Annotated in this window: 14 protein-coding genes; 8 read left to right on the forward strand and 6 right to left on the reverse strand. The window is 34.3% G+C overall.

All coding sequences use genetic code 11. The annotated features are described in order from the left end of the window. Positions 1-207: 207 nt before the first annotated feature. Positions 208-1506 (forward strand): MFS transporter, encoded by a 1299-nt coding sequence (locus tag JFT89_RS18315; protein WP_016096438.1) that lies wholly within the window; start codon positions 208-210, stop codon positions 1504-1506. A 119-nt stretch (positions 1507-1625) separates the two neighbouring features. On the opposite strand, the gene JFT89_RS18320 is transcribed toward JFT89_RS18315, so the two are convergent. Next, a complete protein-coding gene (locus tag JFT89_RS18320) occupies positions 1626-3194 on the reverse strand; it encodes a BCCT family transporter (protein ID WP_016096437.1) in 1569 nt (522 codons plus the stop codon). A 363-nt stretch (positions 3195-3557) separates the two neighbouring features. Continuing rightward, the gene (locus JFT89_RS18325; RefSeq protein ID WP_016096436.1) at positions 3558-4628 is read right to left on the reverse strand and encodes a nitric oxide synthase oxygenase; all 1071 of its coding nucleotides are present in this window, start codon (positions 4626-4628) and stop codon (positions 3558-3560) included. A 217-nt stretch (positions 4629-4845) separates the two neighbouring features. On the opposite strand from JFT89_RS18325, the gene sodA reads away from it, so the two are divergent. Further along, on the forward strand, positions 4846-5472 hold the full coding sequence (sodA, locus tag JFT89_RS18330; RefSeq protein WP_201040435.1) for a superoxide dismutase [Mn]: 627 nt from the start codon (positions 4846-4848) through the stop codon (positions 5470-5472). Positions 5473-5560: 88 nt separating this feature from the next. On the opposite strand, the gene JFT89_RS18335 is transcribed toward sodA, so the two are convergent. Both JFT89_RS18335 and JFT89_RS18340 read right to left on the reverse strand, forming a co-directional pair. Next, entirely contained in the window at positions 5561-6505 is a 945-nt protein-coding gene (locus JFT89_RS18335) for an NAD-dependent epimerase/dehydratase family protein (protein WP_201040436.1), read from the reverse strand. A 43-nt stretch (positions 6506-6548) separates the two neighbouring features. Next, positions 6549-7139 carry an AmiS/UreI family transporter gene (locus JFT89_RS18340; protein ID WP_201040437.1) on the reverse strand — a complete coding sequence of 197 codons (591 nt, stop codon included), beginning with the start codon at positions 7137-7139 and terminating at the stop codon, positions 6549-6551. A 519-nt stretch (positions 7140-7658) separates the two neighbouring features. Here JFT89_RS18340 and JFT89_RS18345 point away from each other — a divergent pair. After that, positions 7659-8060, forward strand: coding sequence for a hypothetical protein (locus JFT89_RS18345; RefSeq protein WP_201040438.1), 402 nt, complete (start codon positions 7659-7661; stop codon positions 8058-8060). A gap of 117 nt (positions 8061-8177) precedes the next feature. On the opposite strand, the gene JFT89_RS18350 is transcribed toward JFT89_RS18345, so the two are convergent. Continuing rightward, entirely contained in the window at positions 8178-8996 is an 819-nt protein-coding gene (locus tag JFT89_RS18350; RefSeq protein WP_201040439.1) for a glycoside hydrolase family 191 protein, read from the reverse strand. Between the two features lie 297 nt (positions 8997-9293). Between JFT89_RS18350 and JFT89_RS18355 the strand changes: the two genes are divergently transcribed. The 5 genes from JFT89_RS18355 to pelG are packed head-to-tail and all read left to right on the forward strand — an operon-like array spanning position 9294 to position 16123. After that, positions 9294-10517 (forward strand): nucleoside-diphosphate sugar epimerase, encoded by a 1224-nt coding sequence (locus JFT89_RS18355; protein WP_201040440.1) that lies wholly within the window; start codon positions 9294-9296, stop codon positions 10515-10517. After that, positions 10517-11437: a tetratricopeptide repeat protein gene (locus JFT89_RS18360; protein WP_201040441.1), complete on the forward strand. Its 921-nt coding sequence runs from the start codon at positions 10517-10519 to the stop codon at positions 11435-11437. Before JFT89_RS18355 ends, JFT89_RS18360 begins: the two co-directional genes overlap by 1 nt. Continuing rightward, the gene (locus JFT89_RS18365) at positions 11421-13253 is read left to right on the forward strand and encodes a DUF2194 domain-containing protein (RefSeq protein ID WP_201040442.1); all 1833 of its coding nucleotides are present in this window, start codon (positions 11421-11423) and stop codon (positions 13251-13253) included. Before JFT89_RS18360 ends, JFT89_RS18365 begins: the two co-directional genes overlap by 17 nt. Before the next feature lie 3 nt (positions 13254-13256). Continuing rightward, the gene (gene pelF / locus JFT89_RS18370) at positions 13257-14678 is read left to right on the forward strand and encodes a GT4 family glycosyltransferase PelF (RefSeq protein ID WP_016096429.1); all 1422 of its coding nucleotides are present in this window, start codon (positions 13257-13259) and stop codon (positions 14676-14678) included. After that, positions 14666-16123, forward strand: a complete 1458-nt coding sequence (pelG, locus tag JFT89_RS18375) for an exopolysaccharide Pel transporter PelG (RefSeq protein WP_016096428.1) — start codon at positions 14666-14668, stop codon at positions 16121-16123. The genes pelF and pelG overlap by 13 nt, the downstream gene beginning before the upstream one ends. 49 nt (positions 16124-16172) lie before the next feature. Here the strand turns inward: pelG and galE are convergent, their stop codons facing one another. Further along, positions 16173-17189, reverse strand: coding sequence for a UDP-glucose 4-epimerase GalE (gene galE, locus JFT89_RS18380; RefSeq protein ID WP_016096427.1), 1017 nt, complete (start codon positions 17187-17189; stop codon positions 16173-16175). Positions 17190-17329: the final 140 nt, after the last annotated feature.

Below are 17329 nucleotides of genomic sequence, written 5' to 3' on the forward strand. Positions count from 1 at the left end.
AATCTAACAGAAGAGTGCTAAAAATAAAGTAATATAATACAGTCCTTTAACCCAACCCCGTGAGGTTGAGAAGGAAGTCGGAATATGCTATACGTATGGTCTTTTTTAGGGATACGTATGCTTTTTTGGCCTTCTCATCATATCAGGTGAGAAGGCCTTTTGTTATTCTTCCATAGCGACTGTAGAAGAAAATAAGGAGGAGTAATGATGAACGTCACTACTGATGTACAATCAACAACAGAGGAAACGAAGGAGAAAAGATATAAAACATTGTTTGGTTCTGCGCTAGGATATGCAGCAGAAGGTTTAGATATGTTGCTCTTATCTTTCGTACTCGTCTACATTTTAAAAGAGTTTCATTTAAGCCCTGTTGAAGGTGGAAACTTAACATTAGCTACCACAATAGGAATGCTAACCGGGTCTTATTTATTTGGATTTATTGCTGATTTATTTGGGCGTATCCGTACGATGGCCTTCACAATCTTACTATTCTCACTAGCAACAGCACTTATTTATTTTGCAACAGATTATTGGCAATTATTAATTCTTCGCTTTTTAGTTGGAATGGGGGTTGGTGGTGAATTCGGAATTGGAATGGCCATCGTAACTGAAACATGGTCTAAAGAAATGCGCGCTAAGGCGACATCCGTTGTTGCACTTGGATGGCAATTTGGCGTACTAGTCGCTTCACTCCTTCCGGCATTTATCGTCCCGCATTTTGGATGGAGAGCTGTTTTCTTATTTGGACTCATTCCCGCTCTATTAGCTGTTTACGTCCGCAAAAGTTTAAGTGAACCGAAAATATGGGAACAAAAACAACAATACAAAAAAGAATTGTTACAAAAAGAAGCTGAAGGTAATTTAACAATCACTGAAGCAGAACAACTAAAGCAAATGAAAAAGTTCCCACTTCGAAAGTTATTTGCCAATAAAAAAGTAACGATAACAACCATTGGTCTTATTATTATGTCATTTATCCAGAACTTCGGATATTATGGAATTTTCACTTGGATGCCAACTATTTTAGCAAATAAATATAATTACACGTTAGCAAAAGCGAGCGGTTGGATGTTCATCTCTACAATCGGCATGCTAATTGGAATTGCGACTTTTGGTATTCTAGCCGATAAAATTGGCCGCCGTAAAACTTTTACAATCTATTATGTCGGTGGTACTATATACTGTCTCATTTACTTCTTCTTATTCACAGACTCAACATCATTGTTATGGGGAAGTGCACTGCTTGGATTCTTTGCCAATGGCATGATGGGGGGATTCGGAGCAGTTTTAGCTGAAAACTATCCTGCTGAAGCTCGCTCGACAGCAGAGAACTTTATTTTCGGTACAGGACGTGGGTTAGCTGGATTTGGACCTGTTATTATCGGCTTACTTGCTGCAGGTGGTAATTTAATGGGAGCATTATCTCTCATCTTCATTATCTATCCAATCGGTTTAGTTACAATGCTATTATGTGTCCCAGAGACGAAAGATAAAGTATTAGAATAGATTGAAACTATACGAAATGTTTATCCAAATACTATCCCCTCAGGAAAAGTATTTGGATAAATGGCAAAGAGGAAGCATCTCAAATGAAATGCTTCCTCTTCTTATATAAATACAATTATTTATTTTGATTTACTAGCTTTTTGGAACAAGAAGCTAGTTTTATCTTCTTCTTTTACAATACCTTGTTTTAACGCTAATTCCCCTGCGACTTTAGGTGCTAGCCATAGCATTGGGAATAACAGAATAGATACCGGAACAGCCGTCACTACAATGAAGGATTGTAAGGCGTTAATACTTCCCTCACCCATATATAAAAGAATCGCCGCAACTGCGCCCATAATAAGCGACCAAAAAACTCGCAAACTAATTCTAGGATCTCCATCTCCAGTCACTGCCATTGAAATCGAATAAGCCATTGAATCTCCTGTTGTCACTACAAATAAAATTGTTAATAAAAGAAATGCAGGTCCAATAATATTAGATAGTGGCAGTTGCTCTGTAATTGCAATCATAGCCGCTGGCATACCAGATTCACTTAATGCGGTCGAGATAGAACCAGGATTCATTAACTCATAAAACACACCTGATCCCCCTAGTATAGTAAACCAAAACGTTGTAATAATAGGTGCAATAATTCCAATTGCAACGATGATTTCTCGGATTGTTCTTCCTCTTGAAATTCGGCTCACTAAAATTGCCATCATCGGTCCATATCCAATAAACCATCCCCAGAAAAAGATTGTCCACGATCCTAACCAAGCTGTATCACCACGATATGTGCTCATTGGAATAAATTCATTTATATAAAATCCAAACGAAGAAACAAATGAGTCGATAATAAATCCACCTGGTCCAAATAGTAATACAAATGCCATTAATAGAACTGCTAACCTAACATTTAAATTACTTATAATTTGAATCCCTTTATCAATTCCTGTTACCGCAGATATAGTAGAAACAGCTACTACACAAACAATAATTGCTAATTGAGTAGTAAACACATCAGGAATGTCAAACAATGCTTGTAACCCATAACTTGCTTGTAGTCCTAAAAATCCAATTGGACCAATTGTCCCTGCAGCTACCGCAATAATGGCAAACACATCGATCATTGTTCCAAGCCAACTCTTTCGCAATTTCTCTCCAAAAATAGGATATAAAAGCGTTCGAGGTTTTAACGGCATACCTTTATGATAATGTCCGTACATCATAACTACCGCACTAATTGTACCTAAAATCGTCCAAGCCAGGAAACCCCAGTGCATATAACTTTGTGCTAAAGCAGGCATTACCGCTTCTTTCGTTCCAGCAGTTATACCTTCATGTATTGGTGGCACCGTCATCAAATGGTACATCGGCTCTGCGGCTGCCCAAAAAACGCCACCTCCAGCAAGTAATGTAGACATAATAATAGCGAGCCATTTTGTCGTACTAATCTCAGGTTTTTCTAGCCCCCCAAGTTTAACTCTCCCATATTTTGAAAACGCCATACACATTGCAACAACAAATGTACCAATTAATAAAACCTGCCAAAAGGCACCAAAATATTTAATTGAAGCTGCAAAACTGCTATTAATGGCTCCCTCTACGTAACTTTTATTTAAAATAACTGCAATTACAAATAATAAAAGTGAGCCACCACTAATAAGAAATACAGGCCAATCCGTTTTTCGACTCTTCATCCTCATTTACACTTCCTCCTTCCTCAGCAATCTAAAAAAACAACTTTATTATGTTTTCTTGTTTACACCCAAAACACAATGATTATATAAGCATAATAATTCATCAATTTCCTACACACTTATGTTGTCCCTAAAAATATGCTAAATCCCTTATTTAAAAGAAAATTCCTATTCCTATTACATAAAAAAGCAAAACAAAAGACCTTATATTTCTATAAGGTCTTCGAAACAGAAATTTGATTATAACATAAGGAACTCCTTGGTTCAAAAAGTCCTTTCCAAAAATAACCGATAGTAAAGGCTTCCATTTGCTACGTAACAGTAATTAAAAAAAATTATATTTTGCAGAAAAAAAAACTATACTAGCTATTATTTATGAAAGAAATTCGGCTTCAAAATTTCATTTGGATACGGTTTATGATAAATATGAGTGGTAGCTGGCGACAACGGTGGAATGAGCCACACCCAATTCCCTGTTACAACCCGTCCACATGATGCTTCTTGCTTCTCGAATTGTTGAAATTGTTGTGCAGCTGTATGATGATCTACAATACTAACTCCTTGTTTTTTAAAGGAATGTAATACAGCAATATTCAACTCAATTAGTGCCTTGTCTTTCCATAACGTACCGTTTCTAGATGTATCGAGATTCATCATCTCTGCAACCGCTGGCAGTAAATTATAACGATCATGATCCGCTAAGTTACGAGCCCCAATCTCCGTCCCCATATACCATCCATTGAACGGAGCGGCTGTATAGGAAATACCGCCAATTTCTAAGCGCATATCTGAAATCATTGGAACCCCATACCATTTTACTCCTAAAGATGAGATTGGGTACTCTGGATGTTCAATCGGTACCTCTTTCACTTCTTTTTTAGGAATTTCTTTATATACGGGTTCTTTTCCATCAACAGAAAAAATAAGTGGCAATACATCGAAATTCGTACCTTCTCCTTGCCAGCCAAGTTCCTGACAAAAATCTGTAAACGCAGTGGAATGAGAGTCACCAATCACTCCCATTTCTGTTTTATATCCTGCATACCGAATCAATTGGTGATTATAAATTCGTATATTATTTTCTTCACCTTGATATTGCTTAAAAATTGTAATTGTCGGTTTAACTTTCCCATCGTTCGTTGCATATTTAATATGATGAATTAATGCATTGTATACACCTTCCTCATCATTTACTTCACGTGCATCTAATATGTGCATCTTACTCCAAAATAGTCTTCCGATGCATCGATTACTATTGCGCCATGCCATTCGTGATCCATGAACAAGTTCTTCAAATGTATGCTCATACGTCCCCGTCTTCTCTATCTCAACTTGAATTTCTTTTATTCTCTCTTCTATGAATTGTTCTTTATTAAGCTCTTTATAGCAAACCGTAATAAAATGACTCGCTTCCTCTATTAATTGTTTCGTTTTACTCATAAACGATCTCCTTCTATTTCAACAAAACGTTACTACTTTACAGTATAAGCAAAAAGAATAAGAGTCACAAATGAAAGTCGAAATGTTACTTTTATTGTAATATTTTTCAGAAAATTAAAGAACTTACTATTGACTTGTATAAAAAATAGGTGTATTTTTGACTCAGGTAAATTATTTTTACCTAGACCAACTTTTTAATAAGAAAGGAGGGAATGTTATGTCTTCATTTCAATTGCCAAAGCTTTCATATGACTATGATGAACTAGAGCCATATATCGATAGCAACACGCTTTCTATTCATCATGGAAAGCACCATGCGACATACGTAAATAACTTGAATGCCGCTTTAGAAAACTATACGGAATTACATAATAAATCTTTAGAAGATTTACTATGTAATTTAGAAACTTTACCAAAAGAAATTGTTACAGCTGTCAGAAATAACGGTGGTGGACATTATTGTCATAGTCTTTTTTGGGAATTAATGAGCCCGCGAGGTGGCGGTGAGCCTAATGGAGACGTTGCAAAAGTAATTGATTATTATTTCAATACCTTTGACAACTTAAAAGATCAACTTTCTAAAGCAGCTATTAGTCGTTTTGGAAGTGGCTATGGATGGCTTGTTCTGGACGGTGAGGAACTCTCCGTTATGAGTACACCCAATCAAGATACACCTTTGCAAGAAGGTAAAATTCCATTACTCGTCATCGATGTATGGGAACACGCCTATTATTTAAAGTATCAAAATCGGCGTCCAGAATTTGTTAACAACTGGTGGCATACGGTGAACTGGGAACGGGTAAATGAAAAGTATTTACAAGCAATTCAATCACAAACACATTAGTCGTGCGTATAAGGTAAATTTGGTAATGTAAAATTAGTATTGTCGAAATCCTCCAGAATCCCCCGGATTGCCACCGGGGGATTTATGATTATTTCATTGTATTTATGTAATAACGTAAAACTTTTTCCGTCTCTAATTTCAACTCTCGGAACGGGAATCCTAATTCACGAGCCTTTCCATTATGTAACGTACAATTAATCACTCCATTATAAGGAGCTATATTATCTCCTACTTCTTGAATGAGCGCTTTTATCCCGGTATTCTCTTCTATGAAACGAATAACTTCTCTGGTAGAAACCACCCCGTTACTACAAGCATTAATTGGCCCTTCTATGTTTTCCATCCCGCACCAAGCTAAAAACTGTCCTGCTTCCTTTTCATGTATAAATGACAACTCTCCATCTACATGATCCACAACGATAGACTCTTGTTTCACAACATGTTCAACGTAAAATTGTAATCTTTTCGTATAATCGTTTTCTCCAATAACAACTGGAAAACGCACTGCGACAACTGGAAATGTTGCATGTTGAAATAAAACTGCTTCAGCTAATCGCTTACCTTCACTATAATTGAAATCATTCCTACCTCCATACGTAATTGTATACTCGTACGGATTGAAGTTTTCTTCTAATAGACCTAACGCAGGCTCATAGACAGCCATTGAAGATGTCATAATGTATTTCTTCGTTTTTCCTTTTAGCACTTCACATATTATCTTCGCTGCATTCGAGCTATAGCATAAATTATCGTATACGATATCATAACTTTTACCTTCAAAACGCTCTTCTAGTAGCCTCTCATCTTCTCTATTTACAATCAGTCTTTTTACTGCACTTCCAAAGGAATCTTCAGTAACTCCCCTCGTCGCAATCGTTACATCATGTCCAGCTTGCAACAGTACTTCTACTAAATGTTTACCAAAAAATCTTGTTCCCCCTAGCACCAATACTTTTTTCACCTTCATCATCCCCGTTTTTACAAATTGTAAAATACTACCTCTATTATTATAAACGCTAAAATAAAAAAACATGGAATCAGTTTAACGATTCCATGTTTTTTCTACACACGATACATTAACGTACTCGATATTTAAAAATACAATAGCAGCAATATAAAATAGAAATTACTGATACATAAACCCATAGTTCATATATGAATCCCTCGCCCCATACTCCCATAAAATAAAAGAGTGAAGGCAACGTCAATGTTACCCATGATTGTACAAAGGCAATTCTGCCAAGATATTGACTGATATTCTTTTTTTGTGCATTTAATACAAAGAATAAATACCAAAGTAATGCCCACATAAACCATGTTAACGCATTAACAACATCGTGGAATTGAACAAATGAAACAATCATATAGAATAAAGCAATAATTGCTACCCAAATACAGAACCAGCCTAGTCCACTACTATCCATTCCTTTAATAAAAGTAACGCCTACATATAAATAAGTTAAACCAAATAAAAAAGTAGCTGCATATGAATATACCGTCCAATTACTTTGATCAGAAATCATAATCAAATAGAACGGAATGATAATTTGTAATGCCCCCACAAATAAATTAAAGACACCTGCACTTTTCATCTCTACTTTGCCTAATATGACAAGACTATTTAAAAATAAAGCTGCACCTGAAAGTAATAATCCTACGTAACCCATATATATTCGTGTGAAAATCTTTCCCTTTCACACTTTTAACCTCCCCACAATATAAAGTGATACTTTATCCCGCATTAACGAGCAGTAAAACCCCCACCTCAAAATTCAGCTAGAGCAAAGAAGTTAAGTGGGAGATCAACTGCCCGTAAAGCCCGATTGGTGAGGGCTAATAATCAGTGGGGATGAACAACCCCCACTGATTAAAGTTTCACTTTATTATTTTTCTTCCTATTTAAAACTACATACATAATTTTTAATCTGAATAAGTTAGACTTCCTACCTTAAAAAACAACAAATTTAAAACGCTTTCAATAATAAATAACCCTATCAAAACATGAAATAGGATTCCTTGATTATAAACGTACTCTAACAATGATACAAGTGTTGGAATACTTTTCAATACTACGTTTTGAATTTCTATAAAAAATTAGTAGAATGATACATTTTCCCTATCTCATTCTATTAATTATTTGCATAGAATATCGTACACTCATATTAATTTAGAAAGGTTTGATATTTATGCCTCTTCATTATCCAAATCATTTTGTTTTTCACTCCACAGGTGTATTAACAAGAGAGCCTGCAACTGTTTCAGCAGTAGTAAACATTGTAAATTTAGATGCATATTACACACACCATGTAACTATAGAGGTTTGGGATTGGTCTAACTATTCTAATCCTGTAAAATTACCTATACTAATTGGTGAAAATACGGAAGTAGCATTCCCATATATTTTACAAGGCAACCACTTAGCAGTTTTTCATGCTGATTTAGATGACTCTATTGATTTGTACGAAATTCGTATTTCTTATCCTGGCCACTCCAATATTGTTGCAAATTGTTTTGGGCGAAGTATCCCGCCATATACAAGCCAAGAAGGTAATACAGTATACCATAAACAACTCGTTCGAATTCATTAAATCTCCCCTATTATGTGAAAGGGGCTGGTCAGTAATACATTTATCTTTATAAGATAATCGTATTACTGACCTAAAGCGTGATAGTCAATCTTGATAGTTTCTCATTTTGAACACTTGCTATTTATCATAAATATCATTCGGATTTATTGTAGGAACAAATCCATTTGTAGAACTATATTTTTTAGATACATTATCTGGGGTCACGGTAAACGTTACAATTTTATTGCTTTGTTGTTTAAAATAACGCATCCAATTTTGACTCCATTCATCTTTCGCAATAACTTGTTTATTGAAGTCTTCCCACAATACACCATGTATAAAATTCAAGGATGTATTTTTGATTGTGTCAAATCCCCAATTCTGTATAAGAAGCAGGTTGGAATCAACACTTTTAATTTCTTTTAATAAATTTACATATGCTTCTCGAAATTTCCCTTGTATAGACGGCTGATCATAAAAATAGTCATCAATATCACCAGCTGTATCTAAAAACACCCCATCTATTCCTTTTCCAATAACTTGCTGTTTCACCTTATTCACAACAATCCCACGGTAGTGTTCATCAGCTAAATTCATAATATATGTATCCCACTGCTCAATCTTCATTTTCTTACCATCTCTATAATAATAGTCTGATTCAACTACTTGTGATTTATGCCACGATTCTAATTCTAAAACACTAACATAGCCAAGAACTACCGTTCCTGATTTTTTTAATTGCTGAACCTGTTCTTTCGTAAATGCATATGGCTCTATAATAACCATGTCATACTTTGAAAGTCTCTCAATTACTTGCTCATTTGCTTCACCATAATAAATTTTATAACTTCGTACATTTTTTAAAACTGGTTCCACAACATTTGCTTGTGCGGATGTACTTGAGGAAAAAATAAAAGAAAATATAGCTAAAAAGCATACGGAACGTTTCCACTCCATAATAATATTACCCCCTATACAACTGTAATTTTCTATTGTTTTAAATGTTAATACAAATATAGTAATACCATAACATTCTACATTTTTTCAAAATCGATTTTTTATAAAAATCCCAATAAATGCAATACATTAACAGAAATTAGAATTTATTTCACTTGAATTTACTACATCTCTGTTGATAAAATGATTTGGGCTTTACATATTATATATCTTAAAATAATTCTTTTAAATTATGTATTTTATTTTAGTGTACTATTCCTCAAAATTAAATTTGCAAATGAAAGAAGGAATTTATTTATGTACTATAAGCAATCCAATTCATTCCAAAAAATGATTGAACCTACGATTCTCTTTATTGCACTATTTTTTCTCTCAATACTAACTGATTTTCTAACACCAACGTATGAATACTTCCTACTCTTATTTATTACATTAATTATTTCTAGCCGGTATGGCATATCTATTGCCCTTTTCGCCTTTCTGGAAGCAATGATTTATATTTTCGTAAGCGGTATATATAAAGAAAATGATGTATTACTGTACTTTTATTCATCAGATTACTGGATAAGTTGGATTTTCTTACTTGTTATTAGTTTATGCTGTGGACTGATGAGCACTGCACAAAAAGAACGTTATGAAGATGTACATATGATAAATAATGAGTTGAAAGCTGAAAATAAAGAATTAAAATATGTCGTGAAACAATTGGATGAAACACGTATTACACTACGTTCTCGTGTACTTGAATCAAATAACCACTTATCTAAAATGTATCATATGTTTAAAGCTTTAAATCATACACATCCTGAAATTGTACTCGATGAAGGAATGAATGTATTAAAAATGTATTTTGGAGCAAAAAAAATTGGTATCTATCACGTTGATAACAATAAACAATCGCTTCGTATTAAATTAAGAGCTGAAACTGGTAAAAATACATTATCTCAATCTATTTTCGTTAAAAACGCTTCCTTAGTCATCAAAAATGCGCTAGCGCATAATCGACCTTTTTTCCGTACAGATGAGGATTTTCAAGACGCTCCACTTTTAGTTGGTCCCGTCCTATTCCAAAATGATGTACAATACGTCATTATATTAGACGAAATCGAATTTTCAAAAGTAACTTCTGAGCAATTCGAACTTTTCACATGGTATTTACGCTGGATGGGTGATCGTTTACAAAACGCTTCTAATCTTTGGCTATCCAGTCAAGAGAATCGCACATTCCCTAAAACAAGCATTTATTATGAAGATGAATTTGAACATTTACTAAAAATAGAAAAGAAACGTTACGAAACATTATCTTATCCATATTCCTATTTTGAGTTCAATTCTCCACAAGATTCTTTAGGAATGATAAATTCTATTTTAAAAGACCATTTGCGAGATATCGATATATTCGGTTATAGTACGACCGAGCAGAAAATCATGATTTTATTACCTGGCACTGAAGAACAGTTTTGTATACAAGTTCAAACTCGTATACAAAACGCTCTTTCTTCTAAAGGAGTGATAGTCTAATGATTTTACTCCTTCTTTATTTTATTTATGTTATTTTGGTTTTTCTTTTATTTCGATTTACGAAAAGTTTGATTACTAAAGATAAAAAAGGAATTATTGAATTTTGCTTGATTCTATCTCTTCTTTTCCCGCTTATCGGACTTATTGTATCAGCAATCATGTTATTACTTAATATAAGACGTTCCAAAACCGAGTGGTTACAGCAATACTCTGATTATGTTGCCTTTCACGTTGATAATTACGAAGATATTTTGGAATCAGCAAAACAAGATATGGACTTAATTTCATTTTCTTCTGGATTAGAACTAGATAAGCCTGAATTACATAAACAACTCATTGTACAGTTAAGCTCCTCCTCTATTGCTAATGAAGGAGGCTTATTGAAAGAAGCCATTCACCATAAAGATCCTGAAACTGTGCATTACGCAGCAACTACTATTAATTTACTAAATGAACGGTACGAAAAACAGATCGAATACTTAAATAAGCAATTTCTACAAAATCCACAAAATGAAATTGCAAAAGAATTGGTTTCTAACTATTTAAGATATATAAACAGTGGGCTTCTTTCTAATCAGCAAAAAGAAAAAATAATCGCTGAATTTATGAATTTTATTACACAAGGTGTAGAACTATTCCCTAACGAACCTCTTTACCCTTTCCATCTTGGAAATCTGTTTCTACACACAAAACAATATGCAAAGTCTGAAGAACAATTTTTAAATCTTGTTCATTTCTATCCTGAATCATATTACGGTTACGTTGGTTTACTTGAAATATATTATGAGCAACAGTTATGGGACAAGCTCTATAACTTAATCAATAATCTAACAGATGCAAAAAGAGTTCATATACTACCGCGTAAATATCAATTATTTGTAAGGCAGTTTGGAGGCGCACACATTGAAAAAGGGGATTAATATATATATCGGGATTATTAGTATCATTTTATTTCTCTTAATTTTATCCATCCTTATATATCGAACAGAAAATTTTTATCAAAAGTTTTCTGTTCCTAAAACTAAAGAAACAGATACTGTTAAAACACTCAAAGCAAAAGATGTAGCTCAAAATGGACAAAAAATGCAATTATACGTTTTAAAAACGGATAATACATTAGGGCAACAAGTCGAATTTAATACGAAGAAGGCAATGGATTACGCACACCTACGCTATAAAGATATTACAGCTAATGAAATTAAGGGACTTACGCCCTCTCCCTATACAGGGATTATTATTACAGGTGAAATAATGGAGCAACTTCCACAAGCTGATATTCAAAATTTTGTACAAATGGGCGGAAGAATTATTATCGCAAACCGACTTGATTCAGATCCTTCCTGGAACACATTATTTGGTATTACCCAAAAAGAAGGTTTCAAAGATGCGAAAGGATTAACCTTTGAAGAAGTTTTATTCCCTGGTTATCCAGATCTCTCAAGTTCTTCTCCATTGTTTACTCATAGCTCAATGAATATTACGCTAGATGAGAATACAACTAATACTTGGATTACAGCGGAAGATACTCCCATCCTTTGGACCAATGACTACGGTGAAGGAAAAGTCTTATATTGGAATACAACAGCATTGAACGATAAATTAGGTAGAGGTATGTTCGTTCAATCACTGGGTACTATTTTCCCGGCTTTCGCTTCAGCACAACTTGGAGCGGAGATTATGTATATCGATGACTTCCCATCTCCGATTCCAAGTGGCGAACTAAAAAACTTAACGAAAGAAAAAATTTCTGTTGAAGAATTTTATAAAAAACATTGGTGGAAAAATATGAAGGATATCTCTGAAGATCTTGATATTAAATATACGGGTGTTGCCATTGGGACGTACCAAAATAAAGTAACGCCACCCTTTGAAGATTTCACAGGTAAAAATAGAAATACCTATTTATTATTTGGGAGAGAATTACTAAGTCACGGCGGGGAAATAGGCATTCATGGCTATAACCATCAACCTTTATTATTACCACCAGCTCCAGTAGATAAAGCACTTGAATATGTTCCATGGAATTCAAAAGAGGATATGGAGAGCTCCTTAGATGCTCTGCAAAAACTCGTGTATAACTTCTTTCCAAACGAAAAATTAAAAACCTATGTACCACCATCCAATATTATAAATACAACTGGATTAAGTGCATTAAACGACGCGGTTCCAACTATGGAAACAGTTGCTTCTCTATATGTGGGAAGTAAAAGTAACGGTAGTTTAATTCAAGAATTTGGACCAGATGAACATAATAAAAACATTTATCACTTCCCGCGCATTACGAGCGGCTATGCTATCACAGATGAAGAGCAATTTATCTTAACTGATGTTACCGCAAATTTAGGGGTTATCTCACATTTCGTCCATCCAGATGATATCCTTGATGAAAAACGCTCAGGTAATTTAACATGGGAAGAATTATTTAAAGCTTATAAAAAGACAATTAAAGAAATACGAGAAAGATATCCTTATATAAAAAGTATGACCCAAAGTGAAGCAACTGCTTCTATGAAAATTTATCAAACTGGTGACCTAGATGTTTCTTATGAAGATGATGCTGTTCACATTGCATATAAAGGGTTACCAAACCATACTTCAACAATTATACGTGTAGAAGAAGGTAAGAAAATACAACCTGGCTCATTCCCTTACGGTACAGTTAAAAAGCTTGATTCCCAAATTTATAGCGTTACGTTAACGAAAGCCAGCGCTACGATTCCAATTAAAGGAGCATAACAGATGAGAATAGGTTTGGTCGTTGAAGGCAGCTATCCCTTTGTAAGTGGAGGGGTAGCAAGCTGGGTTCAAATGATTATCCAGCAGTTTAAAGAACATGAATTTACGATTTTCGCGATAGTCCCTCAAGTAAAAACAGAAGATGAATATCAATATGAAATTCCAAGCAATGTAAAAGACATCATTCTGATTCCTTTGCAATCAGAAAATGGAGCAAAACATATAAAAACTAATTTAACTGAACAAGAAGTACAGACACTTCAAAAATGGTTTACATTTCAAGCGAACGATACAACAGCATTACAAATATTAGGGAATAAACAAAAGCTAGGAACACTCCATTCCTTCTTCGAAAGCCGTGAGTTTTATGAAATTGTTAAAGAAAGCTATTTATATGAAGAAAGTAGTGGATCCTTCTTAAATTATTTTTGGATGTGGAGATCTATGTTCACACCAATCATTCAAATTTTACAAATTGATTTTCCTGAATTAGATCTTATTCATTCTGTATCGACAGGGTATGGTGGATTACTTGGTGCTGCAATTAGTGCCAAGTCCGATATACCATTTATTCTAACTGAACACGGTATTTATTCTCGGGAGCGTGAAGAAGAAATACTACAATCTACTTGGATACCAATTGAATATAAAAAAAGATGGGTTTCTTTCTTTCATCACTTGTCTCATCAAGCATATGAACAAGCCGCTGATGTAATTACGTTGTTCGGCCGAAATAGTGCATATCAAAAAGAATTAGGTGCTCCGGCCCATAAACTAAAAATCGTTCCAAATGGCGTTACTTTATCTGACTATAAAGGGTTACGTAAACCAAAATACAATTCGGATAAACTCATCATTTCCGCTATTATACGAGTTGTGCCAATTAAAGATGTAAAAACAATGATTTATGCAGCTAAATTATTATTAGAAAAAGATATTCCATTTACATTTTACTTACTAGGTCCTGATACGGAAGAAGCAGAATATGCTCAGGAATGTCGTGATTTAATTCAACAATTAGGATTAGAAGAGCATGTAATAATGACCGGCAAAGTAAATATTAAAGATTACTTAAAACAAACAGATATTCTCGTATTAACAAGTATATCTGAAGGACAACCATTAGCTATGTTAGAAGGAATGGCAGCAGGATTACCATGGGTTGTTACAGATGTCGGCTCTTGTAAGGAATTAATTTACGGACAAGATGAAGATCCTTACGGACAATGTGGATTTGTTGTACCACCTGTATCTCCTGAACAAGTTGCCATTCATTTAGAGTGGTATTATCGTCACCCTGAATCCATTCAACAATTTGGGGATAACGGGCGCAATCGTATTGAAGCGCACTATCAATTATCAGGTGTCGTTGATAGTTATCGTAAGCTTTACTTAGAAAGAGGTAAAAAAACATGGCAGGGATAGGATTTCGTTTACAAAAATTATTCCAAGAAGACTACTATTCTTCCAGAATAAAAGCGTACGGATTTTCATTATTTGTTACAGCTGGTCCTTGGTTAGTCGTTATTTTAGCAGTAACAGCTATTCGATACATTTTAAGTTTGTTCCATTCTATTTCAATTGAGGAACAGCGCCTTTTCACAATTTCAATTTCATACTGCTTCATTTTTTCTCAAATCATATATGGTGCCTTGCAACTCATCGTAACTAGATATGTGGCCGACCTTTTATACGAGCAAAAAGCTGATAAAGTATTTTCTTCCTTTTTAGGAATGACGAAAATCACACTTTTTTTAGCTATTACCTTATGGATTTTGTTTGCAATTTTTACACCATTAGCCTTGTATTATAAAATTGTGATGCTATTTTTATTTTTAGCTTTAAACATCATTTGGATTCAATCCATTTATTTAACAGCAGCTAAAGATTATCAGTCCATCGCTCTTGCATTTTTAATTGGTTCCATTTTCTCCTTATCTGGAATTGCACTTATCGCTTACTGGCATCCAACACTTGGAATAGAACACGGATTGGCCCTATTACTTTTAATTTCTTTTACAATCGGGACTTTCATTACATTAGTGTGGTTAAGTATAGTTATTGTACGAATGTTTCCAAATAGTGATGCTACTGAACAATTTACCTTTCTTTCTTATTTAGATAAATATCCAGAACTATTTTGGTCAAGCTTACTTTACAATATTGGCATTTGGGTATGTAACTTTGTTATTTGGTTCGGAGAAGGGCGAGGAAATATTGAAAACACGTTTATTTATCATCAAATTTATGATACATCTGTTTTCTGGGCTTATTTAAGCATTATCCCAACCTATATTTTCTTCGTAGTATCCATTGAAACAAGGTTTTATGAACGGTATAAGAAGTTCTTCGGTTCAGTTAACAATGGGGCGACATTAAATACAATCTTACAATTAAAAGAATCAATGAACTTTGTCCTAAAGCAAGAAATGGAACGAATACTTCGTAATCAAGGTATTTTTTCTTTACTTATTATTTTTATAATATGGATGTTTAGTTCACAATCTGGGAACGTAACACTTGAGTACTCTATTTTGCAGCTGACTATAATTGGTGCTTATGCAAACGGGATGGTCCTTGTTATCACGTTACTACTCTTATATTTTGAAGATCGTAAAGGGGCATTTCGAACATCAGCCCTGTTCTTTTCTGCAAATTTGTTATTAAGTCTTCTTCTACTTCCATTTGGGTTCAATGGTTACGGTATTAGTTTTGCACTCGGATCTTCTATTACATTCTTATATGCTATTTCTAGACTCTTTACTTACATTAAAGATATTGATTACTATACGTTTTGTCAGTCAAATACTCCTATAAAACGGCGAACTTTCTTTACTAAATTTGCTAATAAACTTAATGGAAATAAATAAATAAAAATGACCTTTTGCTCCCGCAAAAGGTCATTTTTTTATCTGTTCATTAAACTTCTAGATAGCCATTTTTGTTATTTGATTGCCATCTCCAAGAGTCTGCACACATCTCTTCTAATCCGCGTTTTGCTTCCCATCCTAATTCACGCTTCGCTTTCGATGCATCTGCAAAACATACTGCCACATCACCAGGTCGACGCTCCGTAATTTTATAAGGAACTTCTTTGCCCGAAACCTTTTCAAATGCTTCAACCATCTCTAGCACACTATAACCAGTACCTGTACCGAGATTGTATGCATCTATCCCAGTAGTGCCAAGTACCTTTCCAAGCGCCTTTACATGGCCATTTGCTAAGTCTACAACATGAATATAATCACGGACACCCGTGCCATCTTTTGTTGGATAGTCATTTCCAAATACACTTAATTCCTTTAACTTCCCTACTGCTACTTGTGTTACATATGGCATTAAGTTATTTGGAATTCCGTTTGGATTTTCTCCAATACGTCCACTTTCATGCGCACCAAATGGGTTGAAATAACGAAGTAATGCGATACTCCATTCTGCATCCGCAAATGCTACGTCACGCATAATTTGTTCAATCATTAATTTCGTTTGACCATATGGATTCGTTGCACTTAATGGAAACTCCTCCGTAATTGGTGATGTTTCTGGAATACCATACACTGTTGCAGATGAACTGAAGATCATCTTCTTCACATCATGCTTCTGCATCACTTCACATAGCACTAGTGTGCTTGTAATGTTGTTATGATAATACGTTAACGGAATTTCTACTGATTCCCCTACAGCCTTAAAGCCTGCAAAGTGAATAACAGCTTCAATTGTATTTTCTTCAAAAATCGTATCAAGTGCTTCTCGATTTAAAATATCTTCTTTATAAAATTTAAACTGTTTTCCTGTTATCTCTGTCACTCGATTTATAGACTCTACTGAGCTATTCGAAAGATTATCTACTACTATAATTTCGTAACCGTTTTTTAGTAATTCTACGCATGTATGACTACCAATATATCCTGCTCCACCTGTTACAAGTATTGCCATAATTATAGTCCTCCATATTTCATTCATTATAAACTTCTCAAAGTATATCACATATTTCTTATCATATGTTTATTATGCGAACACAGAAACTTACATTTTATCCCATGATTTTTTGTACAATAAACGATTCAAATCAGGTA

The organism is Bacillus sp. TH25, assembly GCF_016650935.1.
Lineage (GTDB): Bacteria > Bacillota > Bacilli > Bacillales > Bacillaceae_G > Bacillus_A > Bacillus_A mycoides.